5 protein-coding genes are annotated in these 25,508 nt (G+C 72.7%); all 5 read right to left on the reverse strand.

Annotated features, from left to right (window positions below; all coding sequences use genetic code 11):
- Positions 1 to 69: 69 nt before the first annotated feature.
- From ABTZ59_RS16845 to ABTZ59_RS16865, 5 genes are read right to left on the reverse strand one after another with little or no spacing between them, the layout of a single operon-like run.
- Complete coding sequence (locus ABTZ59_RS16845) at positions 70 to 9,519, reverse strand: non-ribosomal peptide synthetase (protein WP_351397293.1); 9,450 nt, start codon at positions 9,517 to 9,519, stop codon at positions 70 to 72.
- Positions 9,516 to 16,691, reverse strand: a complete 7,176-nt coding sequence (locus ABTZ59_RS16850) for a non-ribosomal peptide synthetase (protein WP_351397296.1) — start codon at positions 16,689 to 16,691, stop codon at positions 9,516 to 9,518. Before ABTZ59_RS16850 ends, ABTZ59_RS16845 begins: the two co-directional genes overlap by 4 nt.
- On the reverse strand, positions 16,684 to 17,703 hold the full coding sequence (locus ABTZ59_RS16855; RefSeq protein ID WP_351397299.1) for a 3-hydroxyacyl-CoA dehydrogenase family protein: 1,020 nt from the start codon (positions 17,701 to 17,703) through the stop codon (positions 16,684 to 16,686). Before ABTZ59_RS16855 ends, ABTZ59_RS16850 begins: the two co-directional genes overlap by 8 nt.
- 33 nt (positions 17,704 to 17,736) lie before the next feature.
- A complete protein-coding gene (locus ABTZ59_RS16860; protein ID WP_351397302.1) occupies positions 17,737 to 23,454 on the reverse strand; it encodes a condensation domain-containing protein in 5,718 nt (1,905 codons plus the stop codon).
- A gap of 31 nt (positions 23,455 to 23,485) precedes the next feature.
- A complete protein-coding gene (locus ABTZ59_RS16865) occupies positions 23,486 to 25,507 on the reverse strand; it encodes a non-ribosomal peptide synthetase (RefSeq protein WP_351397305.1) in 2,022 nt (673 codons plus the stop codon).
- Position 25,508: the final 1 nt, after the last annotated feature.

Below are 25,508 nucleotides of genomic sequence, written 5' to 3' on the forward strand. Positions count from 1 at the left end.
TCTTTCCTTTCAGGTGTTCGGACATCGCGTGGAGAGAGGGCGGGGACAGGGGGCAGGGGCGCTCATGGCTCAAGGTTCGGGGCTGAGCAGGCCGGCCACCGCGTCGTCGGGCGCCGCGGCGATCGCGCCCAGCAGACGTTCGAGTTCCGTGGCGATCCGCTCGGCCCGGGGGCGCTCCACCGCGTCCGGGCGATGGCCGAGCCGCAGCGTCAACGGGCCGTCGCCGGCGAACGCCGCCAGCGTCAGCGGGTAGTGGGTGGCGTCGCGCCCCTCACTGTGGACGAGCCGCAGGCCCGGGGTGGCGCGTGCCAGGCTCGCACGGTCGAGGGGGTAGTTCTCGAAGACGACGTGCGTGTCGAACAGCTCACGCCGGCCGACCAGCCGCTGAATGTCCCCCAGCCCCAGATGCTGGTGCGGCAGGAGCGCGGCCTGCTCGTCCTGGAAGCGCGCCAGCAGGTTCAGTACGGTCTCCGCGGGGTCGATCCGCAGTCGTACCGGCACGGTGTTGATGAAGAGCCCGATCATCGATTCCATCCCGGCGATCTCGGGCCTGCGGCCCGAGACGGTGGTGCCGAACACCACGTCCGGCACGCCGCCGTGCCGGGCGAGGAGGAGCGCCCAGGCGCCCTGGACGACGGTGTTGAGCGTGAGACCGTGACGGCTCAGGTCGCGCAACGACGCGGTCAGCGCCTCGGGCAGGGTGAACTCCACGGACCGTACCGGCACCGCGCCTCCACGGACGACGGTCCCGCCGTCGGTGTCCTGGAGGAGCGACGGCGCCGCCGCGTCGGCGAGAGCCGCCCGCCAGGCGTCCCGGGCCGCGTCACCGTCCTGGGCCGCCAGCGCGGACAGATGCTCGCGGTAGGGCGTCACGGCGGGCAGCGCACCAGGGGCGCCCCCCTCGGCGTACAGCGTGAACAACTCACCGACCAGCAGCGACACCGACCACCCGTCCAGGATCAGATGATGGTGTGTCAGCACCAGCCGGTGTTCGTCCGGCCCCCACGCGAACAGTGTGAAGCGCAGCAGCGGAGGCCGGTCCAGCTCGAAGCGCCGACGCAGGTCGGCGGCCGCGAGCCGGTCGAAGACACGCTCGCGGCGCCCGGCCGACACCACCCCGAGATCGAGCTCACGCCACTGCGGCACGAGCGTGCCCGGCACCACTTGGACCGGTCGGGGCAGCTCGTGATGGACGAACGCCGCCCCCAGATTGGGGTGCCGCTCCAGCAGCCCCGCCGCCGCCGCGCGCAGGGCCTGACCGTCCAGCTCGCCCCGCAGACGCAGGACGAGTTGCGCCTGATAGACGTCCGGACTGTCCGGGGCATAGAGCGAGTGGAAGAGCAGTCCCTGTTGGAGCGGGGTCAGCGGCAGGACGTCCACGAGGCCGGGGTACGCCGACTCCAGGTGCTCGATCTCCGTCTGCTGGAGCGGGACCAGGGGAAGATCGGACGGGCTGTGTCCGCCCGCCCCGGGGGTTCTGGCATGCACGACCAGGGCGTCGAGCGCGGTGAACCACAGCGAGGCCAGCTCCCGGATCTCCTCCTCCGTGAACGCCGGCTCCGCCCAGGACCACGCGGCGTTCAGCCGCGGTCCTGCCGGACCGTCGACGGTCACCGCGTCGAGGCCGAGGAAATGCCCGCCGGGCGGCGCGAGTGTCCCGTCCGTGTCGGGCAGTGTGGTGAACTCCGCGGTGATGTCCCAGTCCTCACGGCCCTCCGCGGCGATCCGGCCCAGGTAGTTGAACCCGGCCCGGGGCGCCCCCAGGGCGGACAGCTCCGGCGCCGCCACCGGGTCGAGATGACGCAGTACGCCGTACCCGATACCCAGGTCGGGCACGGCCCGTAACCGCTCCTTGACCCGCTTCAGGGCCCGGCCGAGCGCCGGGCCCGCGGTCCACACATCCGTCCAGGCACATTCGGTGTTCTCCAGCCGGACCGGGAACATGCTGGTGAACCATCCCACTGTCCGGGACAGATCCATCTCGGGCAGTTCCGGACGTCCATGGGACTCCAGCTCGACGACCACACCACGGGAGTCCCCGCCGGGCGCGCGGCCCCGGCGGCGGCGCCACTCCTCCATGGCGAGGGCCAGCCCGGTGAGCAGTACGGGCTCCACACCGCACCGGAAGGCGGCGCCCACTTCTGTCAGCAGGGGGCGGGTGCGCTCCGGCGGCAGCGTCGCCGTGAACCGCCGCGTCGCTCCCGGCGCCGCTCCCTCCGGGGCGTCCGTCAACGCGTCCGCCCCGGACAGTGCCTCTTTCCACAGGGCCAACTCGCCCTGCCGCGCGCCGGTTTCGCCCTGCCCGGCGAGATATCCGGCCCAGTCGCGGAACGGGGTCCCGACGCAGGGCAGTGCGGGAGGGCGACCATCGGCGACGGCCCGATGAGCGGCGGCCAGGTCGGGCAGCAGAATGCGCCAGGAGACCCCGTCGACGGCCAGATGATGTACGACGAGGACCAGTCGGCCCGGCTGGAGGGGCCCGGCGTCGAGGAACACCGCCGACACCATCCCTCCCACGGCGGGATCCAGGCTGTCCCGGGCCACGCGGGCCGCGTCGGAGAGCAGTTCGGGCAGCCGGGCCCAGTCGTCGACGGCATCGACCCGGCGTACCCGGTCCCCCGCCCGCACAACCCCGGGCGGCAGAGCCTCCACCGCCCAGCCCGCCGTATCGGCCGAACGAACCGCGTCATCCGCACCATGGGGCCTGTTGTCGCCGCCCGTGCCGTCCGATTCGGCCGGATCGCCGGGGCTCATCCGCAGTCGCAGCCGCAGTGCCGCGTGGTGGTCCAGCAGGGCCTGGAGGGAGTCGGCCAGTTGCTCGCGAGTCAAGCCCGGCGGGGTCCGCAGGGTGAGGCACTGGCTGAAGGCAGCCGGATCGTCACCCGGCTGATCCCGCCACCAGCGCATGATGGGAGTCAGCGGGAGCTCACCGCTTCCGTCGTCCTCCCCCGACGGCACCGGGGCGGCGCCCGCCTCGAACACCTCTGCTTTTTCGGCCAGCTGGGACATGCCGGGGTAGCGGAAGACATCGCGCACGGTAATCCGCAGACCCGCGTCGCGGGCCCGGCTGACCAGTTGGATGGCCATGATGCTGTCCCCGCCGAGGCGGAAGAAGCCGTCATCGACGCCCACCGACTCCTCACCGAGCAATTCCGCGACGATGCCGCACAGCACCCGTTCACGCGCGGTACGCGGCGCCGCCGAACGTGGCACGGGCCGGGCCGGTGCGGGAAGCGCGGCCCGGTCGAGTTTGTGGTGGCGGGTCAGTGGCAGTCGGTCCAGGAGGACGACAGTTCCCGGCACCATGTACTCGGGCAGCACACCGGCCACGTACTCCCGCACCGCCGCCTCATCAACCCTCCGGCCCTCCTCCGGGACCACATACGCCACCAGCCGCCGGTCGCCGGGCCGGTCCTCCCGTACGACCACCGCCGCCTGGCCGATCCCGTCATGTCCGGTCAGTACGGCGGCGACCTCGTCGGTCTCGATACGGAATCCGCGCAGCTTCACCTGGCCGTCGGCACGGCCCGCGAACGCCAGCACGCCGTCGGGCAGCCACCGGGCCAGATCGCCCGTACGGTACATCCGCGTCCCGGGCGGGCCGAACGGGTCGGCCACGAACCGTTCGGCCGTGAGTCCGGGGCGGTTCAGATAACCCCGTACGACACCAGCGCCCGCAAGATACAGCTCACCCGTCACGCCCGCGGGCACAGGCCGCAGGAAGTCGTCGAGTACGTAGACGCGGACGCCGTCCAGCGGGCGTCCGATCGGGACACCCGACCGGTGGGGCCGGTCCTCGGGACGGGGGACGGCGGGGCCGGTGATCGGGTGCCGGGTCGCGAACGTCGTCGCCTCCGCCGGCCCGTAGCCGTTCACCACGAGGGTGGACGGGCAGTGCCGGCGCACGGCGCTCACGGCGCGCGGCGCCACCACGTCTCCCCCGGTCCACACCGTGTCCAGCTCACGCAGACATCCGGGGTTCTCCTCCGCGACGAGTTGGAAGAGACCGGCGGTGAGCCACAGCGTGGTGATCCCCGTGCCTGTGATCAGGCGCTCCAGCGTCGCCAGGTCCAGTTCACCGGGCGGGGCCACCACCACCTCCCCGCCGTTCAGCAATGGGACCCACGTTTCCAGGGTCGACGCGTCGAAGGAGAGCGGCGAGTGCATCAGGACGCGCTGCGGCCGGCTGTCCTGCCAGCAACTGTCGAGGGCGAGGGCGAGCACATCGCCATGGGTGACGGCCACGCCCTTGGGCACACCGGTCGAGCCGGAGGTGTAGATGACCTTGGCCAGACTCGCCGGACTCGCCGGACTCGCCGGACTCGCCGGACTCGCCGTGCCGCCCACCGCGAGCGCCGGTCGCGGATCGGCGGCGGCCGCGGCGGTGTCCCGTACGTCGATGATCCGCGGACCGCCATCGGGCCCGCCATCCGGGGACGCGTCGTCGCGGGGCCCGACGTCGAGGGGTGTGCCCTCGCCCACGATCATCACCCGCGCGCCCGACTCCGCCACCACCCGTTCCCGTCGCGCACGCGGCGACCGCGAGTCCAACGGCACATACGCGCCACCGCACTTGAGGACCGCCAGCACGGCCACCACGAATTCCGCGCCCCGCTCCATCAGCACCGCGACCGGGGTCTCGGCCCCGACGCCGAACCCGGCCAGCCGTACGGCCAGCCGGTCGGACCGGGCGTCCAGCTCCGCGTAGGTCAGCAGCTGTCCAGAGGCGCGGACCGCCGGAGCGCCGGGCGCGCGACGCGCCTGCTCGGCGAATCTCCCCGGCACGGTGTCATGCGTGAGCCGCGCGGGAACCGGTGAGGTGCCCCAGGTGGTGAGCAGCCGATCGCGCTCCCCGCTCGCCAGGATGCCGGCCAGGTGCACGGGCAGGTCGGGACCGGCGCAGACGCCCTCCAGCAGACGCGCGAAGCGGTCGCCGATCGCCTGTGCGGTCGCCCGGTCGAACAGTGCGCTCCGGTAGTCCAGCACCCCGTCCATGCCCAGGAAGGCGCCATCCGGGCCGCGGTGTTCGTACAGGCTCAAGGAGAGATCGAACTTGGCGGCTCCGGTGCCGACCGTGCCGATCTCGGCCGAGACTCCGGGGAGTTGGAGCCGCCGCGGCGGCTCCGGGGTGACGACCAGCATCACCTGGAACAGCGCCTGTCCGCTCGCCGAGCGGTGCGGCGCGAGCGCCTCCACCACATGGTCGAAGGGGGTGTCCTGATGGGCGAAGGCGGCCAGATCGGCGTCCCGGACCCGCCCGAGCAGCTGACGGAACGTCATCGTGCCCGAGGCGTCGGAGGTGTCGGTGCGCAGCACCACTGTGTTCACGAAGAATCCGACGATCCCGTCCCATCGCGCGTCGGCGCGCTCCGAGACCGCTGTCCCCACGGGGATGTCCGTACCGGCACCGAGCCGGGTGAGCAGTGCCGCCAGCCCGGCGTGCACCACCATGAACACACTGGCGCGCTCGGTGGCGGCCAGTTCCGCGAGCCCGCCGTGCACCGGTGCGGGTATCTGGAACGCCACGGTGTCCCCGGCGTCCACCGCCTCGTCGCCCGCCGTCCCGGCCGTCCGGTCGGCGGGCAGCTCGATCCGTTCCGGCAGTCCGTCGAGTACGCGGGTCCAGTGGGCGAGCCCGCGCCGTGCCAGAGCCGTGGGCTCGCCGTCCGTACCCAGTGCCCGGCGCTGCCACCGGGTGAAGTCCGCGTACCGCACCGGCAGGGGCGCCCAGTCGGGCGCCAGGCCGCGCAGGCGGGCCGTGTAGGCCGTACGGAAATCGGCCAGCAGCGGAGCGAGGGACGCGTGGTCGCAGGCGATGTGGTGCAGCAGGAGCAGCAGCACCTGTTCGTCGGAGCCGGTGATGAACAGCTCGGCCCGCAACGGGCATTCGGCATCGAGCCGGAAGGCGTACCGTGCACTCGTCGCCAGTGCCCGCGCCAACTCCCCCGCACCGGTCCTGGTGACGGTGAGCGCGGAGCTTGCGTCCGCCGGTGGCAGGATCCGCTGGACCGGCCGGCCGGCCGCCTCCTGGACGATGGTGCGCAGCGTCTCATGACGTACCGTCAGATCGACGAGAGCCGCCCGCAGCGCTTCCTCGTCGGCCTCGCCGGTGAACCGCAGGACCAAGGGTACGTTGTAGGCGCTGTCAGGCCCGGTGAGCGAGTGCAGGAACCACAACCGCCGTTGCGCGAAGGAGAGCGGCAGGTGCGCGGGGCGGCCGTCCGTTGCCTCGGTGTCTTCGGCTCCTTCGATGCCGTGGGTCCCGTCCGCGTCGAGGTCCAGGTCGACGTCCGGGGTGTGTCGCCACAGGTGCGCGGCGAGTTCCGCCACCGTCGGACGCGCGAACACGTCCCGTACGTCCACCTCCACCCGGAAGCGCTCGCGCGCGGCGCTGACCAGCCGTGTCGCGCGCAGACTGTCGCCACCGAGATCGAAGAAACTGTCCTGCGGCCCGACGCGCCCCGTACCGAGAAGCTCCTCGTACAGGGAGGCGAGCCGCCGCTGCTGAGGGGTGCCGGGCGTGCCCGCGGCATGGACCGGCGCCGCCGGGACGGGGGCGGGCAGGGCCTTCCGGTCCAGCTTGCCGTTGGCGGTGAGGGGCAACGACTCCAGGACCACGAACAGCGCGGGGACCAGATGGCCGGGCAGCCGCTCCCGCAGGTGTTCCCGCAGACGCGCGATGAAGGGGCCGGGATCGCCCGCCGCCGCCGTCCCGTCCCGCGCGGGAACCACATAGCCCACCAGCCGCGCGTCAGGGCCACCGGCGCCGTCTTCGGCGCCTTCCGGTACGGCGGCCACGACCGCCTGCGCGACCCCGGAGATGCCCAGCAGCGCGCTCTCGATCTCGGCGGGCTCGATACGAAAGCCGCGGACCTTGATCTGGTCGTCGGACCTGCCGAGGTACTCCAGGCCACCGTCCGGCCGCCACCGTACGAGGTCACCCGAACGGTACAGCCGCGATCCCGGCGGGCCGTAGGGGTCGGCGACGAAGCGCGCCGAGGTCAGGCCGGGCAGGTCGAGATACCCCCTGGCCACCCCGGGGCCCGCCACATACAGCTCCCCCGCCGTCCCGGGCGACACCGGACGCAGCCGGCCGTCCAGTACGTAGAGGCGGGTTCCGGGCAGCGATGTCCCGACCGGGCTGCCCTGTTCGGCGCTGTGAGGGGCGGCCAGATCGAGCCGGGTGGCGTGAACCGTGATCTCGGTGATGCCATACATATTGACCAGGACCGGAGAGGCGTCACCGCGCCGCCGGAACCAGGACCGCAGCCGTGCGGGCCGCAGCGCCTCACCACCGAGGATCACCCAGCGCAGCGTCAGATCCCTCCCCCGGTCCGGCTCCTCGTCGTCGGCCGCCGCCAGCGCGTAGAAGGCGGACGGCGTCTGGTTCAGCACCGTCACCCGCTCCCGGGCGAGCAACCCCAGGAACTCCCGGGGCGACCGGCTCACCTCGTGGGGAACGACGACCAGCCGCCCGCCGTGCGCCAGCGCGCCCCACATCTCCCACACGGAGAAGTCGAAGGCGCAGGAGTGGAACATCGTCCACACGTCACCGGCGTGGAAGCCGAAGTCGGCCGCGGCGCCTGCCAGCAGCGACACGGCGCTGTGGTGCTCCACCACCACACCTTTGGGCCGGCCGGTGGAACCCGAGGTGTAGATGACATACGCGGCGTGGCCGGGCGTCAGCGGCCCCGTACGGTCCGCGTCCACCGGATCGGCGGACGAGAACTCGTCCAGAGGTCCGGCCGGATCGTCCGGAGTGACCACGCACACGGGCCGGGCGTCCGCCATGATCGTGCCGACGCGGTCGGCGGGCCAGGCAGGGTCGATGGGGACATACGCCGCACCCGTCTTGGTCACCGCGAGAATCGCCGTGACCAGTTCGACCGAGCGGGGCAGCAGGACGGCGACCGTGTTCCCGGGGCCGGCGCCGCGCCGGATCAGCGCCCCGGCCAGCCGGTTGGCACGGGCGTTGAGCTCTCCGTACGACAGGAGGTCGGGCCCGCAGGTGACCGCCGGGGCCCCCGGGGTCCGCGCGGCCCAGCGCTCCACCAGCCGCGGCAGTGTGGCGGCGGACCGAAGGGGCGGGGTGCCGGCGCGGGGCACCGTCCGCCGTCGCTCCCCGGCCGACAGCAGTCCCAACTCCCCTACCGGGCGGTCGGGTTCGGCGAGCACGCCGGTCAGCAGCCGGACGAACCTGCGTGCCTCGGCGGCGGCCTCGCGCGGGCCGTACCGGGCCGGGTCGGCATAGAGGTCGACGCGCAGACCTGAACGCTCCGTCTCCGGGTGGACCGTGACGGACAGATCCTCCACCGGGCCGACCGCGAGATGGTGCATCGTCATCGGCCGGCCCGCGAACCGCCGTCCGAAACTGAAGGGCATCACGTTCACGGCGAGCCCGTACAGCGCCTGCCCGGTGCCGGTCAGGCCCAGATCCCGGTGCAGATCCTCGGCGCGGTAGTGCTGATGGGCGAGTGCGGATGTCATCTCGGCGTGCACGGCACGCACCAGCTCGGCCGCGGGCCGGTCCACGCGCACCGGCACCCGCAGCGGCAGCACGTTCGAGGTCATACCGCCCACCGCGCGGGCCACATCGCCCGTACGACCCGCTACCGGCAGCCCCAGCACCACTTCCTCGCCCGCGCCCACTCCGGCGCGCGCGTGTGCCAGCAGGGCCGCCGACGCCGTGGCCACCACCGGCCATCGGACCCCCAGCCGCCGGGCCAGCAGCCGCAGTTCGGCCAGCCCCTCGCCGGGAAGCCGGGCGACGCCGCGCGCCGCGACCCCGCTCAGGGCCTCTCCCGCGTCCGGCGCGTCCACCGTCCCGGGTGCGCCCGCCCCGGAACGAAGAGCTTCGGGGCGGGCGGACTCGGGGCGCGGGCCGGCCATCCGGTCGATCCAGTAAGCACGGTCGGCGCCGAACTCCGGTGAGGACCGGTAGTCGGCCTCCGCCCGCAGCAGCGCCTCCAGCGGGACCCGGGGGCCTGGCTCAGGGTCCTCCCCGCGCTCCAGGGCCGCGTAGACATCGCCGAGACGCCGGGCGAAGAGCGCGCCGCCCAGACCGTCCATCACCAGGTGATGGCAGAGCAGAAACCAGCACACCCGCTCGTCCGAGAGCCGGATGAACGCCGTACGGAACAACGGCCCCGCCGCGAGGTCGAACGGGCGGGCCGCGTCGGCCCGCATCCACTCCACCGCCGCGGCCATCGGGCACCGCTCCTGTCGCAGATCCACCACGGGCACACGCCACGGCGGCAGCGGCCCGACCCGCTGCCAGGGCTCCTCGCCCTCCCCGGCGGGAAACCGGGCCCGCAGTGGCTCCGCCTCCGCCACCGTGAGCCGGAAGGCCGTCTCGAAGAGCCCGGGGTCCAGAGCCCCGGACACCTCGAATCCCGCCGCCACGTGGTACCGGGCCGGCGGGGCGAACTGCTGCCCCAGCCATACCCCGTACTGCGCGGTCGAAAGAGGGACGGAGCCGGGGCGGTCCGCCGTGTTCCCCGGCTCCGTACCCTGCCTCATACGACGTTCCCCGGCGTGGCCGGACGGGCCTTCAGCCGCTGGGCGAGCACCTGGGCGACTTCGCCCAGCGGGCCCGGCCGCCCCAGCTCACCGTGGGTGCAGTCGATGGGCAGTATCTCCATCCCGCCGTCGTCCACCAGCGGCCGCCACAGCTCACGGGCGACGTCCGGGGAGGTCTCCCGGGCGGTGAAGATCAGTGGGTCGCCGGTGAACCGGCCCGGCTTGTGGGCGTACGAGAGCGCCGAGTTGTTGGCGAAGATCCGGGCGACCGCCGCGACCCGCTGCTCGTCGAACGAGGCCAGCAGCCCCGTCTGTTCGCGGGCGATCTCCACGAACCGCGGATAGGTCAGCGACTCGCCCGCCCAGCCCGCGGGGTCGTACCCGAAGAACTCCAGCACCATCGCCAGCACATCCCCGCCGGTCACCCGTGCCGTGGGCCCGCCCGCGCCGTCCTTGGCCCGGTCGGCGGGAAAGGCGTCCAGAATCGCCAGCAGCCCGACGCTCTCGCCGCTCGACTGGAGCTGTACCGCCATCTCGTGGGCCACCAGGCCGCCGAACGACCAGCCCAGCAGCTGGTACGGGCCGGTGGGCCGCACGGAGCGGATGTGATCCACATAGTCCGCCGCCATCTCCCGCAGGGACGCGGGCAGCACCTCCTCTCCGTCGAGCCCTCGCGCCTGGAGGCCGTACACCGGCTGGTCCGTACCCAGCGGCCCGGTGAGCCCGGCGTAGGACCAGGCGATCCCCGCCGCCGGGTGGACACAGAACAGCGGCGGACGCTCACCGGACTCGCGCAGCGGCAGCAGGACGCCGATACCGCTCCCCGGGTCCCGCTGTGTGCCCGCGAGCAGCACCTCGGCCGCCGCCTCGGTGCCACCGGCGGACTCGCCGGCACTCTCGCCGGGGGCCATGAAACCGCCGACGCTCCGGGTGGGTTCGGTCGCCGCCGTGGTCAGCAGCCGGACGAACCGGTCGGCGAGTGATGCCACCCGCTCGCGCGCCATCAGGTGCGGACGGTAGTCGAACCGGAGCAGCAGCCGCTCGCCGCGCGCGGACACCACCAGGTTCAGCGGGAAGTGCGGGGCGTCGTCCCCATAGGCCCGCGCCAGTTTCAGACCCGGCGCGGGTTCCGCCAACTCCTCCGTGTCGAGCGGGTAGTTCTCGAACGCCATCACGGTGTCGAACGGGTTCCCCACATCCGTGATCCGGCGGATCTCACCGAGGCTGATGTGGTGATACGGCAGCAGTGCGGCCTGCTCCCGCTGAAGCCTCACAAGCAGCGCGCCCAGCGACTCACCCGGATCCAGCAGCACCCGCGTCGGCACGGTGTTGATGAAGAGCCCGACCATCGTTTCCACACCGGCGAGTTCCGCGGGCCGCCCCGAGACCACGGAGCCGAACACCACATCGGTGTTACCGGTCTCCTGGCCCATCAGAATGCCCCAGCCGGCCTGGAGCACCGTGTTGGTCGTCACGCCGTGCCGGCGTGCCATGTCGACCAGGGCCACGGTCGTCTCCGCGCTCAGCTGCACGGTGACATTGCGCGGCGCCAACGGTTCCGCCGTACCCTCCTCCAGCGCGACCCGGGTCGACGCCGCCAGCCCCGCCAGCGCCTCCCGCCAGGCGGCTTCCGCCTCCGTGCTGTCGACCCGTCCGAGCCAGGACAGATACTCCCGGAACGGGGTGGTGGCCGGAAGATCCTCGGGCGGGAGATCCCCGGCCGTGACCGAACCCTCGCCGCCCGCCTCCCGGTAGAGAGCGAACAGCTCCCGCAGCACGATGGGCAACGACCAGCCGTCCATCAGGATGTGATGCGTCGTCAGTACGACCCGGTGGCGGTTGTCGCCCAGCCGGATCAGCATCATCCGCATCATCGGTGGAGCGGTCGGGGTGAACCTGCGGCTGCGCTCCAGATCCAGCAGCCGGTCGATCGCCGACTCCCGCGCGTCCTGCGCCAGCGCGCCCAGATCCTCTTCCCGCCAGGGCAGTTCGGCCGCGGCACCGAACACCTGGACCGGCTCGGCCAGGCCCTCGTGGACGAAGGCGGCGCTCAGGTTGGTGTGCCTCCGCAGCAGCGCCCGGCCCGCGGCACGGAGCCGGTCGGGGTCCAGATCACCGACGAGTTCCAGCCACACCTGCACGGTGTAGACGCTGTGTTCGCCGACCGGTTCTTCCGCCGCCCCGGCTTCCTCCCGGGCGCCCTCGTCCGTCTCCGTATCGGTGCCCAACCCGCTGACCAGGACGTGGTACAGCAGCCCCTGTTGCAGCGGCGACAGCGGAAGGATCTCCTCCAGGCCCGGGTAGTCGCGCTCCAGCCGCTCGACCTCGTCCTGGCTGAGGCTGGTCAGCGGGAAGTCGGAGGGCGTACGGCCGCCCGCCCCGGGTTCCATGGCGTGGGCGGCCAGCGCGTCCAGGATCTCGAACCAGGTGTCCGCCAGCTCATCGACCAGCCGCTCGTCGAGAATGCCCTCGGGCCAGGTGAAACTGACGCCGAGTTCGGGTCCCCGCGCCGTGTCCTGGGTCAGGGCGGTGATCTCCAGCGGATGCGCCAGCGGCATGTCCGCGTCGGCCCCGGCGCTCATGCCCGACTCCGGCGCGGGACCCCAGTCCGCTTCCCCCGACGCGGCGGGCAGCAGGAACCGACCGAAGTAGTTGAATCCGATCTCCCTCGGCGCGGCGGCGGCCAGGACGTCCGAGGTCTCCGGATTCAGGAAGCGCAGCAGACCGAAACCGATGCCCTTGTCGGGGATCGCCCGCAACTGCTCCTTCACCCGGCGCAGCGCCCGGCCCAGCTCCTGACGGGAGTCACGCCGGTCCTGGGTGCCGGCGGCGCCGGGCGCGAGCCGTATCGGATACATGCTGGTGAACCAGCCCGCCGTACGGGACAGATCGGCGCCGGGAACGACCGGCTCACGGCCGTGCCCCTCCACATCGATCACCACATCGCTCTCACCGCCGACACAGCGCCGCACCGCCAGCGCGAGCGCCGTCAGCAGCACATCGTTGATCTCGCAGTGGAAAGCGGCCGGAATCGTGCTGAACAGATGCCGGGCCCGGTCGGCGCCGTACGTCACCGCACGGGAGCGCGCGCGCCCCGTGGTGTCCACGGCCGGGTCCAGTGGCCGCTTCGCCAGCCGGGGCCCCGGCGTGCCCAATATCCCCGTCCACAGAGGGAGTTCGGAGGTACGACGCTCCTCGCGGGCCTGCGCGGACAGCGCGCGGCTCCAGTGCCGCAACGATGTCTCCACCGGACGCAGCGCGGGCACCCGGCCCGCTTCGAGATCCTGGTACGCCCCGACCAGATCGGGCACCAGAATGCGCCAGGAAACCCCGTCACAGGCCAGGTGGTGTGCCATGAAGATCAGCCGGCCCGGTGCCTCGTCGCCCGCGTCGAGCCAGACGATTCGCACCATCGTGCCCGCCTGGACGTCCAGTTGTCCCTTCGCCCGGCCGGCCTCTTCGGTGAGGACCCGTCCCAGATCGTCGGCGCCCCTCACATCGACCCGCCGCACACACGACGCGCCGGACACCGAGCCGGGGGGCCGTACCGAGAGCCGCCACTCGGCCGACGACCGGTCGAGCCGCAACCGCAGGGCGTCATGGTGGTCAAGGAGCTTCTGTACGGCGGCGATCAGCCGGTCCTCGCGCACCCCGCCGGGGACCTGGAGCAGTACGGCCTGGTGGAAGCCGTCGACCGGGCCGTCCAGCTCCTGGAGCCAGCGCATGATCGGGGTGAGCGGTATGTCGCCCACGCCCGAGGTGGCGCCCCCGGACCTGGTACGCGTGGTCTCACGGGCGGCGGCGGCCAGCGCGTTGACGGTCTTGTACTCGAAGATGTCCTGCGGGGTGAGCACCAGCCCCACCTGACGCAGTCGGCTCACCAGTTGGATCGACATGATGCTGTCGCCACCGAGGTCGAAGAAGCTGGCGTCCACCGGGACCTCGGATTGCCGCAGGACCTCGGAGAACACTCGGGCGACCTGCTCGACGCGGGTTTCGGCGGGCGTCACCACGGACGCCGGCGGGGCCGTCGGCTTCGGTGCCACGGGCGCGGCGGGCCGGGCAGGAACGACAGGGACATCCGAAGCGACGGGAACGTCGGGGACGACGGCTTCGGCGGGCCTCGGCGGCTCGACGGGCCCGGCCGGTTCGGCGGACTCGGGGGGCTCCGTGGCCGGTGCCGTGGCGGCGGGCTCCGGCGCGACGGCGGATTCCGGCGCGATGGCGGGCTCCGTGTCCCGGTCGAGTTTGCCGCTGGGAGTGCGCGGCAGCGACTCGGCGAGCCGTACCTCCCCCGGGACCAGATACGCGGGCAGCCGCTCGGCGGCCCACTCCCGCAGCGTCTCGGGCTCCGGACGCCCGGCTCCCGTCGCGGGCACCGCGTAGGCGACGAGCCGTGCGTCGCCCGCCGCGTCCTTCCGTACCGAGGCCATGGCCTCGCTCACCCCGGGGTGAGCGGCGAGCACGGTCTCCAGCTCGCCCGGCTCGATCCGGAATCCGCTGATCTTGACCTGTGCGTCGGCCCGCCCCAGGTACCGGAGTTGCCCGTCCTCGCGCCAGAGGGCGAGATCCCCGGTCCGGTACATACGGCTGCCGGGCGGGCCGAACGGATCGGCCACGAAGCGTTCCGCGCTCAGTCCGGGCCTGCGCAGATAACCGCGGGCCAGCCCGGCACCCGCCAGATACAGCTCGCCCCGCCGCCCCGGCTCCACCGGCTGGAGTGCCCCGTCGAGTACATACGCGCGCACATGCGTCAGCGGACGGCCGATGGGCGGCGCGCCCCCGGTCGATGAGTCGCCGGCCGATGAGTCGCCAGCCGGTGAGTCATCGGCCGGGGACTCGTCGGAGGACCAGGCGGTGGCGTACACGGTGGCCTCGGTCGGTCCGTAGACATTGAGCAGTCTGCTGCCGGGCATGGTCCGCGCGACGCGGGCGGCGAGGGCGGCGGGAAGCGCCTCCCCGGCCATCGCGAGCGTCTTCGCCGACAGTTCGACGCCGCCGAACTCCATGAGCTTCGCGAACACGGAGGGAATCGCGCACAGCAGCCCGCCCGACCAGCGCGGCGGGTCACCGTCGAGCAGTGACAGCAGATTGCCGACCACCTCGACACTGCCGCCGGTGGCCAGCGCCGGGAAGATCTCGGCCACCGACACATCGAAGCTGAACGAGGTCGCGGCCAGCGTGTGCGCGAGGGCGCCCGCGCCGAACTCGGCGGCCACCCAGGCGATCAGCGGCACCACCCCTCGATGAGCGACCACGACACCCTTCGGCGTCCCGCTGGATCCCGACGTGTAGATCACATACGCCGGATGCGCGGGCAGCAGGGGTGCCACGCGGTCCGCGTCGGTGGGCGGCTTCGGGGAGCAGCCCACCAGTTCGTCGGCGGTCTTCGCGTCGTCCAGTACGAGTACGTCGATGTCTCCCGGGGGACCGTCGATGTCGAGGTCCGCGCCGGCGGCGTCGGTCACCACACACCGGGGACGCGCGTCGTCGATCATGAAGCGGAGCCGCCGCGCCGGATAGGCGGGGTCGAGCGGCAGATACGCGGCGCCGGTCTTCAGCACCGCGAGCATCGCGACGATCGCCTCGGCCGACCGCGGCAGCAGCAGCCCCACGATCTGCTCGGGTCCGGCCCCGCGGCGGATGAGCAAGTGGGCCAGGCGATTGGCCCGCTCGTGGAGTTCGCCGTAGGTGAGCCGCGTCGTACGGTCCCGGACGGCGATCTGGTCCGGGTGCCGGGCCGCCGCGCTCTGAAGCAGTTCCGTGAGTGTGCCCTGCTGAGGGCGCCGCTCCAGCGCCCCCGTCCAGCCGTGCACCCTGGCCCGCAGAGCGGCGTCCAGCAGATCGAAGGAGCCCACCGGCAGGCCGGGGGCGGCCACGGCGGCGGACAGCAGACGCCCGAAACGCCGGCCATGGGCCGCCAGTTCGGCGGCGCTGTAGCGGCCCGGCACGCCCAGGAAGGTGATCCTCGGGCGGCCGTCGCCGGGCTGCTCGTCCACCACCACGCGCAGATCCTGGACCGGTTCCTGGTCCACCCTTTGGGCGACGGCGAGCAGCGCCCCGAACCGGATCTCCGGGCCGGGGGTCCTGATATCGGCGACGGGCCCGTAGAGCCGCGGGCGAGCGCCCGGCACTCCCAGCTCACGGCACAGCTCTTCGTGCCGCAGCCGCTGACGGGCGCGGACGCGGCGGCTCTCCTGGGCCACCCGCTGGACGAGTTGACCGAAGCCCATGGCGGGACGCACCGTCAGCCGCAGCGCCGCGATGTCCTCGGCCACACCCGGCACGCGCCGGGAGACCCGGCTCAGCCGTCCGTCGACCGGCAGACCGAGGAACAGGTCCGTGGCGCCGCTCATCCGGTGCGTGTACGCGCCGACGGCGGCCAGCAACACGGCCCGGGACGCCGTTCCGCTGTAGCGGGCCGCGGCGCGCAGCCGTTCGGATTCGGTGGTGCTGAGGACCACCGGAGTCGAGGGCTCGGCCGGAGCCCGGACAGCGGCGTCGTCGGCGCCCGGCGCCGATTCCCCGGCGAGGGTCACCGGCTCGGCGTGGCCCGCGACATACTCCCGCCAGAACGTGAGATCCCGGCCGCGGTCGTCCGACGCACGGTACTCGGCCTCCTCCGTGAGCAGCACCGCCGGTGACGTCAACGCCGAATCCCGTGGCGGCCATCCCTCGGCCTGTGCGGTGTAGACCTCCGCCACCCGGCGGGTGATCAGTGAGCAGCCGTAGCCGTCGAGCACCGAACGGTGATGGCGGTGGAACCAGTGGAAGCGGTGTGCCGAGAGACGGATCAGCGCCTGTGCCGACGCCGCGTTCCCGGCTGGGCGGGGCGCGCGGGCGAGTTGGGCCCGTACCCACTCCTCGGCCGCGACGACCGGGGCGGGGTCGGCGCTGAGGTCGACCAGGGGAAGCGGCAGGCCCTCGGCGAGTTCCGGGGCGGGCGGCCCCTGCGTACCCGGTTCGCTCCCCGGCAGCCGCACGCGCAGCGCTTCGCTCTCCTGGACGACCTGGGCCAGCGCCCTCTCGAACGCCGTGACGTCCAGAGCGCCGTGGATCTCCACGACCTCCGCGACAAACAGGCCCGGCCCCCAGGGGTCGGCCGGCGAGTCGCGCCAGACCTCCCGGCCTGCGGCGGACATCTCGTGACGCGCACTCTGGTGGTCAGCCATGGCTGGCTCCTCCCCGCGAGACGAGTTGGTGTTCCGGATGCTGCCTCTGCTCCGGGTACTGATAGAAACCGCGGCCGGACTTGCGGCCGACACTGCCTTCCGCGACATGGCGGGCCAGCAGGGCGCACGGCCGGAAACGTTCGTCTCCGGTGAACTCGCGCAGCACTTCGAGTGAGTCGACCACGGTGTCCAGCCCGATGAGATCCGCCGTACGCAGGGGCCCCATGGGGTGGCCGAAGCAGTCCTGGAAGACGCGGTCCACGGTCTCGGCGTCGGCCGTTCCCTCGCCCAGCACGGCGGCGGCCTCGTTGAGGGTCAGCATCAGCACGCGGTTCGTCACGAAGCCGGGCGCGTCACGGACCACGAGTGCCCGCTTGCCGAGCTCCGCGAGGAGGTCCACGGTCCGCCGGACGGTCCACTCGCTGGTCCGCGGCGCGCGGATGACCTCTACGGCGTCCTTGAGGGGGGCCGGGTTCATGAAGTGGGTGCCGATCACCCGGTCGGGACGGCCGGTGACGGAGCCGAGCCGGGTGATCGGGATGCAGGACGTGCAGGACGCGAAGACCGTGTCAGGGCCGCACACCTGATCCAGCCGCCGCAGGATCTCCTCCTTGATCGGCACCTTCTCGCGCGCGCACTCGACCACGAAGAGAGCTCTGGCCAGGTCCGGGAGTTTCGCCGACCAGGTGACACGGTCCTCAAGGGAGGGGGACGGGGAAGAGGGCGCGGGTGTCCCGGCGCCTGCCCCCGCTCCGGGTCCCGCGCCACCGGGCCCGGCTCCGGTCCCGGCCGGCGACGAGGAGCGCCGTCGTAACAGCCTCGCCATCCGCACCCCCGCGCGGAGGCGGGCCGGGCCGCTGCTGAGTGCCGCCGGATCGGGATCGACGACCACCACGGGATATCCGGCCTCCGCGAAGCACTGCGCCACGCCGACCCCCATGGTTCCGGCACCGACGACACCCACGGGCGCGCCGGGTGTCATGGCCGGCTCACTGTCCTTGCGTTCGCGCACGGTTACGGATCTCCTTCGGCTCTGTCCGGGATGTCAGTCGGTGAGTGACGCGGCGGCGCCGAACCACAGGTGGGGCAGTGGCGCGGCGGGCTCACGGAGGGCGACGCGCATGAGCGCGACCAGATCGTCGGCCAGGGCGGCGACCGTCGAGGCGTCGAACATCTCGGTGCGGTATTCCACCGAGATCTGCAACGCGTCCGGCCCTGGGCCTTCGACGACCGACCAGACCAGATCGTGACCCGTCCGGCCGTTGGGCAGGGTGAGCCGTCCCGCCTCCTCCCCCGGCCACCGCACGGCACCGGCCTCGATGCCGGCCGCCGCGCCGAGCCTCGCGGGCAGGCGGTGGTGGGCGTAGACGACATCGAAGAGCGGCGCCCGCCCAGGCTCCTGAGGCACACCGGCCGCGCGGACGATCTCGGCGAGCGGCACATCCCGATGGTGCTCCGCGTCGGCGGCCAGCCCTCGGATCCGCCCGGTGAGCAGGTCGAGGGAAGGGTCGTCGGCGAGCGAGATCCGCAGGGGCAGCGTGCGCGCGAACGGGCCGATCAACTCGCCCGCGTCCGGCGCCGTGGTGAGTCCGATGACCGCTTCTTCCGTCTCGGAACGCAGGGCGAGGAGCGTGGCGATACCCGCGAGCAGCCCCTCACGGGCTCCTGCGCGGCCCAGTTCGACCGCGAGCTCCGCCGGAATCCGGAAGGTGTGGGCGGCACAGGCGCCCGTACCGAACAGCGGGCGCGGCCGGTCGGCGGGCAGGTCGAAGGCGCGCAGCCCGGCGAGGGTGTGCTTCCAGTGGTCGAGGCCACCGTTGAGCGGAGCATCCGCACCCGGAACATCAGCGCCCGGACCTCCGGCGCCCGGCTCGCGCCGCGGGCGCGCGTACTCCTCGTACGGGACGGGGAGTTCGGGCAGTGCGGGCAGCCGCGCCGGGTGTCCGTGCAGCCGCGCGCCGTACAGGGCGAACAGGTCCCGGAAGAACACACCGGGCCGCGCTCCGTCATAGGCCGCGGGGTGGGTGGTCACCACGAGGATGTGTTCGGTGGGGCCAGTGGTGATCAGCAGCGCGCGCAGCGGACGGCCCGCCACCGGCTCCAGCGGCCGCCGCCCTTCCGCCAGGGCGAGTTGACGTGCGGCGGCCGGTGGGTCGTCCCGGTCGGAGGTGTCGATCGCCGTGAAGAAGTCACCGCGTACGGGACGCAACACCGCGTGCCGCTCCGCGAGCTCCCGCAGCGCGGTTCGCATCCGGGCCCCGTCCACCTCGCCACGCAGCTCCAGGCAGACGCTGACCGGGTCTGCGTGGTCTGCGTGGTCCGCGTGGTCCGCGGAATCGACGGCCGGGACCGGGGTGTCAGGGGCGGCGAGCTCGGTGACGGCCAACTCGGTGGGCGTCGGCTCGGTGGCCGTCGACTCGATCGCGGTTGGCTCGGTAGGCGTCGGCTCGGTGGCCGTCGGCTCGATCGCAGTCGGCTCGGTGGCGGTCCGTTCGACGGCCGTCCGCCGAGCGGGGGCCGGCTGTACGGGTATCTCCCCGTACGGGGTGTCCTCGTTCGCCGCGACGGCGCCCAGCAGCTCCATCAGCGATGCCGACAGGGCCTCGACCGTACCGGCGTCGAAAAGCTGCGTGGCGTACTCGATCACCACGTCGAGCGACTCCTCGCCCGCCCGCTCGGCGACGACCACCGTGAGGTCGAACTTGGCCGTGCCCTGCGGCAGTCCGGGGAAGTAGGGACCGGTGTCCTCATGCCCGGCAGGACCGAACAGGTCCTCGCCGAACGCGAGGCCCGCCGGAAGGGTCTGGTGGACGTACATCACATCGAAGATCGGGTTCCGGCTGGGATCGCGCTCCGGCGCGACCTCACGCACGATCTTGTCGAACGGGATCTCCTGATGGTCCAGCGCACCGAGCACCACGCCTCGCACCTGGCGCAGCAGCTCCCGGAAGGTGGGATCGCCGGAGAGGTCGGAGCGCAGGGCGATGGTGTTGTTGAAGAAGCCGAGCAGGCCCCACAGTTCGGGGCGGCTACGGCCGATGGTCGGGGTGCCGATCACGATGTCCCGCTGACCTGACCAGCGCGAGAGCAGCACCTTGAGTCCGGTGAGCAGCACCATGAAGAGGGTGGCGGTCTCCCGGCCGCCCACGGCCCTCAGTCCGTTGACCAGTTCACCGGGGATGGTGAACCCGTGGGAGGCTCCGGCGAAGTCCATCCGGGTGGCACGGGGCCGGTCGGTGGGCAGTTCGAGCGCGGGAGGATCGCTCAATCGCCCGCGCCAGTAGTCCAGTTCACCGTCGAGCCGGGAGCCCTCCAGCAGTTCGCGCTGCCAGCGCGCGTAGTCCCGGTACTGTACGGGCAACGGTTCGAACCGGTGTACGCGGCCGTCCAGGCGGGCCGTGTAGAACGCCAGGAACTCCTTCATCTGGATCTGGGGCGCCCAGCCGTCGTTGACCGCGTGGTGCATCGCCCAGCAGAAGAGATACTCGTCGGGCGCGACTCGCACCAGCGTCACCCGGACCAGCGAGTCACGGGCGAGGTCGAACACCCAGCCGGTCTCCACCCTGATGACCGCGCGTGCCGCGGCCTCGGGGTCCGGGTCGGCGGAGACGTCCTCGTACCGGAAGAAGTCGCCCAGCTCCGGGCGGATCACCAACCGGGGTCGCCCGTCGGCCTCGACGAAGTTCGAGCGCAGGGTCTCGTGCCGCTGGGCGAGATCTTCCCAGGCGAGCCGTACGGCGTCGGGATCCAGCGGGCCGCGGTGCCGGGAGACGCCCGGCAGGTTGTAGAGCGTGGTGGTCGGGTCCAACTGGTGGTGGAACCACATGCGTTCCTGCCCGTACGACAGCACCAGTTCGTCGCCGGGGAGGATCGGCGGCAGCGAGGGGCCGTCGTCCTGGGCGGCGGGCTCGGCCGACAGCTCCGGCCAGGTCCCCTTCTCCGGCGGGGCCTGTGGCAGCCGGGCCGAGAGGGCGTCCGCGAGGTCGCCGACGACGGGGTGGTCGTAGATGTCGACCAGTTTGAGATGGGCTCCGTAGCGCCGCTCCATTCCCTGGACGAGCTGGAGCGCGATGACGGAGTTCCCGCCGATGGTGAAGTAGTCGGCGTCGGCGGGGACTTCGTCCGCGCGCAGCAGATCGGTCAGGGATTCCTGGAGCCAGCTGAGCACCGTCTGCGAACCGGACGGCGCGCTCGGACCGGGCCCGGGCACAGCCACGGGCGCGGGGGCCGCGGGAGCCGCGGGGGCGACGGGTACAGAGACCGGCCCCGGCGCCGGAACGGGCCTGGGCGCGGGGACCTGAACTGGAGCCGGGACATGGGCAGGAGCCGGGACATGGGCAGGCGCGGCGGTGGGCGCCGGGGATGTCGCCGCCTCGGTGGCCGCCGCCATCGACGCCGCCGTCGACGCGGCCGTTCCGAACCCCTCGAAGGAGATGATGTCGCCCACGGGCCTGGCCCAGCAGCGGACGCCCCGGAGCGGGCGGCCGGGCAGCGGGACCCGGTGGCCGACGCCCTCGCGTTCGCCCGCCGCCGCCAGCGCCGCCCAGTCGGGATCCCACCGCAGCTCGTAGAGCCGGGCGAGCACGTCGAGTACCCCGTCCGTACCGGATTCCAACGTCAGCACGCGGGCGCCGGGGCGGCCGTCCAGATACTCCGACAGTCGCTCGCCCAGTTCCCCGCGGGCCGCCAGCTCGACGAAGACGACGGGACCGCTCGCCAACTGCTCGTCCGCCGCGGCCCGCAGCTGCTCCAGCCGGAGCGCCCCGCCGGCCACCGCCGGGTCCTGGCCGCTCGATGCCCGCTCCAGCGCCGTGGTGTCGGCGGGCGTCAGGGTGCTCCGGAGATGGCGGACGGTGTAGCGCGAGATCCCGGAACTCATCAGTCCGTCGGGGGCCACTCCGGCCCGGGTGAGCCGGGTGTACGCGGCGAGCTGGGCGCGTACCATCGCGGCGCGATCGGTCGGTACGGGCAACCGCTCGGGCAGCGGGTCCGGGGAGGGGCCAGTCCCCGGCGACCGGCCGGGGTCGGCGTCCCCGGAGAACAGGAACACCACGCGGGGCGCGGCCGCGCGCCGGGATTCGGTCCCGCCCGCCCCCGGGGACAGCGCCGTACCGGGGGCCTCCAGCCGCTGCCAGGTGGCCTCGGCGGCCAGTGCGACGGCCAGTTCGGCGGTGCGGCGTGCCACCGCGCCGACGCGGTAGGGGTGGTGCTCCCGTCCCTCGTTCAGGGTCCTGGCGACATCGGCCAACGGCCGTGTGCTGTGGCGCAGTTCGAGCGAGAGCCGTTCACACTGCGCGATGAGTTCGGCGGGCGTACGGGCGGACACACCGACCAATCGCGCCTCGGCCGGGCCATCGTTCGTGCCCGCCGCGCGCCGTACGGCCGTCGCGGGCGCCTGCTCCACCACACAGTGCGCGTTGACGCCACCGAGGCTGAACGAGCTGACACCGGCGCGGCGCACCTCGTCCCGCCAGGGCCTGACCGATGTCACGACATCGAGGCGAGCCCCGTCGAGGTCGATCTCCTCCGGCGCCCGTTCGAAGTGCAGCGAGGGGTACAGCTCACCGTGCCGCACACTGAGGATGGTCTTGACCAGCCCGGCGATTCCCGCGGCATGGTCCAGATGTCCGAGGTTGGTCTTCACCGATCCGACCGCGAGGCGGCGTCGGTCGCCGGGGCGGGCGAGGGTCAGCCCCTCCACCTCGATGGCGTCGCCGAGCCGGGTGCCCGAGCCATGTGTCTCGACATACCCGGCCGTCGCGATGTCCAGGCCGGCGCCGCTCCACGCCTTGCGGATGACCTCCGCCTGGGAGCGTGCGCTCGGTGTGCTGATGGTGGCGGAGTGCCGGCCGTTGTGTACGACGGCGCTGCCGCGGATCACGGCGTGGATGAACGCGCCGTCCGCCAGCGCCTGCTCCAGGGTGGTGAGCAGCAGGACCGCGCCGCCCTCGCCGCCGCCCGCCCCGTCCGCCGCGTGGTCGAACGCCCGGGACCTGGCGGTCGGCGAGCTGATGCCGGGAAAGTCCGCCACGGTGGCCGCGGGGGCGATGATATGGCGCAGGCTCACCCCGCCGGCCACCGCGTACCGCGCGTCGCCGTCGCGCAGCTCCCGGCATGCCTGGTGCACGGCGACGAGCGATCCGTTGCAGCCGGTGTCGACGCCGTAACAGGGCCCCGTGAGCCCGAAGATGTGGGAGACCCGGGCGGGCAGTCCGCACGGGATGTTGCCGATCATGCTCAGCGTGCCCTGCTCGCGGACGAGCGGCGCGTATCCGTTGCTCGGGGAGCTGAAGATCACGGCGGTCTGGCTGTCGCGCAGGGTCTCGGGGGCGTATCCGGCGTTCTCCAGGGCCTCGTGGGTGAGTTCGAGGGCGAGCCGGTGCTGTGGGTCGGTGACCTCCGCCTCGCGCCGCGACAGACCGAAGTGCTCATGGTCGAAGAGATCGATCCGGTCCAGATAGCCCAGCTCCGGGTAGTCCACGGAGGGGTCCAGACAGGTGGACTCGACCCGCTCGGGCGGTATCGGGCGCACGGAGTCGACGCCGTTGAGCAGATTCGCCCGGAACGCGTCGAGGTTGTCGGCCTGCGGAAAGCGCGTGGCGATACCGATGACCGCGACGGCCGGCCTCGCAGGCGTCGCACCGTCTTCCCGCGCCGCACGGTCCCCCCGCGTCGCACCGTTCTCCCACACCGGCCGGTTCCCCCGCGTCGCTCCGTCTTCCGGCGTCGCACCGGTCCCGTAGGCCACGCCCGTCCCGGTCATATCGCCCTCCCGTTCATGCGGCTCCCTGCCTTCACAGCTCATAGGCGGTCGGGGGTGTGAGGTCTTCTCGCCGAACGTCAGCGTCCGCGTCCGTGCCCGCGTCCGCATCCGTCCCCACGCGGCTCGTGATCGCCTCCGCCTGGGCGGAAATGGTGATGAGGTCGAACAGTTCACCCATGCGCAGCACCCCGGGCCACCGCTGGTTCAGCCGGGCGTGCAGATCGATGATCTTCAGGGAACTGCCGCCGACCGCGAAGAAGTTGTCATCGGGCCCGGTCTCGGACTGTCTGAGGACGGCCGCCCAGATGGCGCCGACCGTGCGCCGGTGGCCGGTCCACCGCTCCCACGGGGAGTCGGCGCTCGTACGGCCGTCGACCGGGCCCGCCACCGAGTCCCGCTCGTCCCCGCCCACCGGCGCGCAGTCGCGCAACAGGGCCGCGCGGTCGGCCTTGCCGCTGCTGTTCAGCGGCATCCGCGTGACCGGCAGGAACATCGTGGGAACGGCCTGTTCCACCAGATGTTCGAGGCAGTGCCGGCGCAGTGTCATGCCGCCGGGCGGTGTGATCCGGGGCCCGGCGGGCGTGATGAAGGCCATCAGCCGGGGCTCGTCGTCCTCGGTCGGTTCAGCGACCACCACGGCCTGGCCGATGGCGGGGTGGCGCTCCAGGACGCTCTCGATCTCGCCCAGTTCGATACGGGTGCCACGGATCTTCACCTGGAGATCCGTCCTGCCGTGGTAGTGCAGCGCTCCCCGTTCGTCGACGGCGGCGAGATCACCGGTGCGGTATAGGCGGCTCCCCGGCCGTCCGTACGGGTCCGCGACGAACCGCTCGGCCGTTTTGCCGGGCTGTCCGGCGTAGCCGAGGGCCACGAACGCGCCGCCGATGTACAGCTCGCCCTCCACCCCGGCCGGTACCTCGCGCAATCGGTCGTCCAGTACCCAGGCCTCGGCGCCCGGCCAGGGCCGGCCGATGGGGATCCGTGGCCGAGAGGCGTCCGGGTCGGGCTCGACGGTGCAGGAGATGATCGTCTCGGTGGGGCCGTACTCGTTCGCGAGTCGCACACCGGGCAGTCGCTCATGGTGGGTGCGCACCAGCTCCGGCGTACAGACCTCGCCCGCGACCACCACCAGCCGCAGGCAATCGGGGAGCAGCCGGCTCTCGTCCAGCAGCGCGCGGTAGTAGGAGGGAACGACGATGAGATGGGTCGCCCGGTGGCGGCCGGCCAGCCGGGCCAGTTCCTGAACCTGTCTCAGCTGCCGCAGATCGGGGAGCAGCAGGGTGTGGCCGTTGCGGAACGACCAGAACATGCCGCCGAGCATGCCGTCGAACGACAGCCGCATCGCCATCAGGTAGGTGGAGGGTTCGGTGCCGTAGACCCCGGCGCGAGGGCCGATGGACGCCGCGAGCTGGGCGCGGCTGACCATGACCCCCTTGGGGAGGCCGGTCGATCCCGAGGTGTAGACGAGATAGGCGGGGGCGTCCTCGGAGACCGGATACTCCTCGTCCGTGTCCGCGGCCCGCGCGCCCGTCTCGATGAGGTCGGGAATCCGGATTGCGGCGGCTTCGATCCGCTCCGGCGGGTTCACCAGGCCCGTCATGGCCGGGTCTTCTCCCGCGCTGAGCACCACCGCGCAGTCGGTGTCCCGGAACAGCGCCCGTACGCGCGAGACCGGCAGGTCCGGTTCGAGCGCGGCCCAGGCGGCGCCGGTCCGCAGGGCGGCGAGTACCCCGATCACGGCGAGCGCGCTCTGCTCGACGCGGATGCAGATGACCCGGCCGGGCCGTGCGCCGCGCCGGCGCAGGAGTTGGGCGAGCCCGGCCGAGGCGTGGTCGAGTTCGCGGTAGGTGAGGACCGTGTCTCCGATGATCAGGGCGGTCGTCTGCGGTGAGCGCCCGGCCTGTCGCCGGAAGGCGTCCAGGACGGAGTCCTGGTCCGCCGCGGTCGCGCTCCGGTCCTGCGTCCCGATCGCGCTCTGGTCCCGAGCCCCGGACGCGCCCTGGGCCCGCGTTCCGGCGGCTTGGTCGCGGTCACGCGCGTTGCTGTGTACCACC

This window comes from Streptomyces sp. NPDC094034, assembly GCF_040303865.1.
Lineage (GTDB): Bacteria > Actinomycetota > Actinomycetes > Streptomycetales > Streptomycetaceae > Streptomyces.

What these genes read in the sequence shown, in the direction of transcription:
- ABTZ59_RS16845 (WP_351397293.1), bottom strand. Translation starts at nt 9,519, where the DNA reads ATGAGGCAGGGTACGGAGCCGGGGAACACGGCGGACCGCCCCGGCTCC.
- ABTZ59_RS16850 (WP_351397296.1), bottom strand. Translation starts at nt 16,691, where the DNA reads ATGGCTGACCACCAGAGTGCGCGTCACGAGATGTCCGCCGCAGGCCGG.
- ABTZ59_RS16860 (WP_351397302.1), bottom strand. Translation starts at nt 23,454, where the DNA reads ATGACCGGGACGGGCGTGGCCTACGGGACCGGTGCGACGCCGGAAGAC.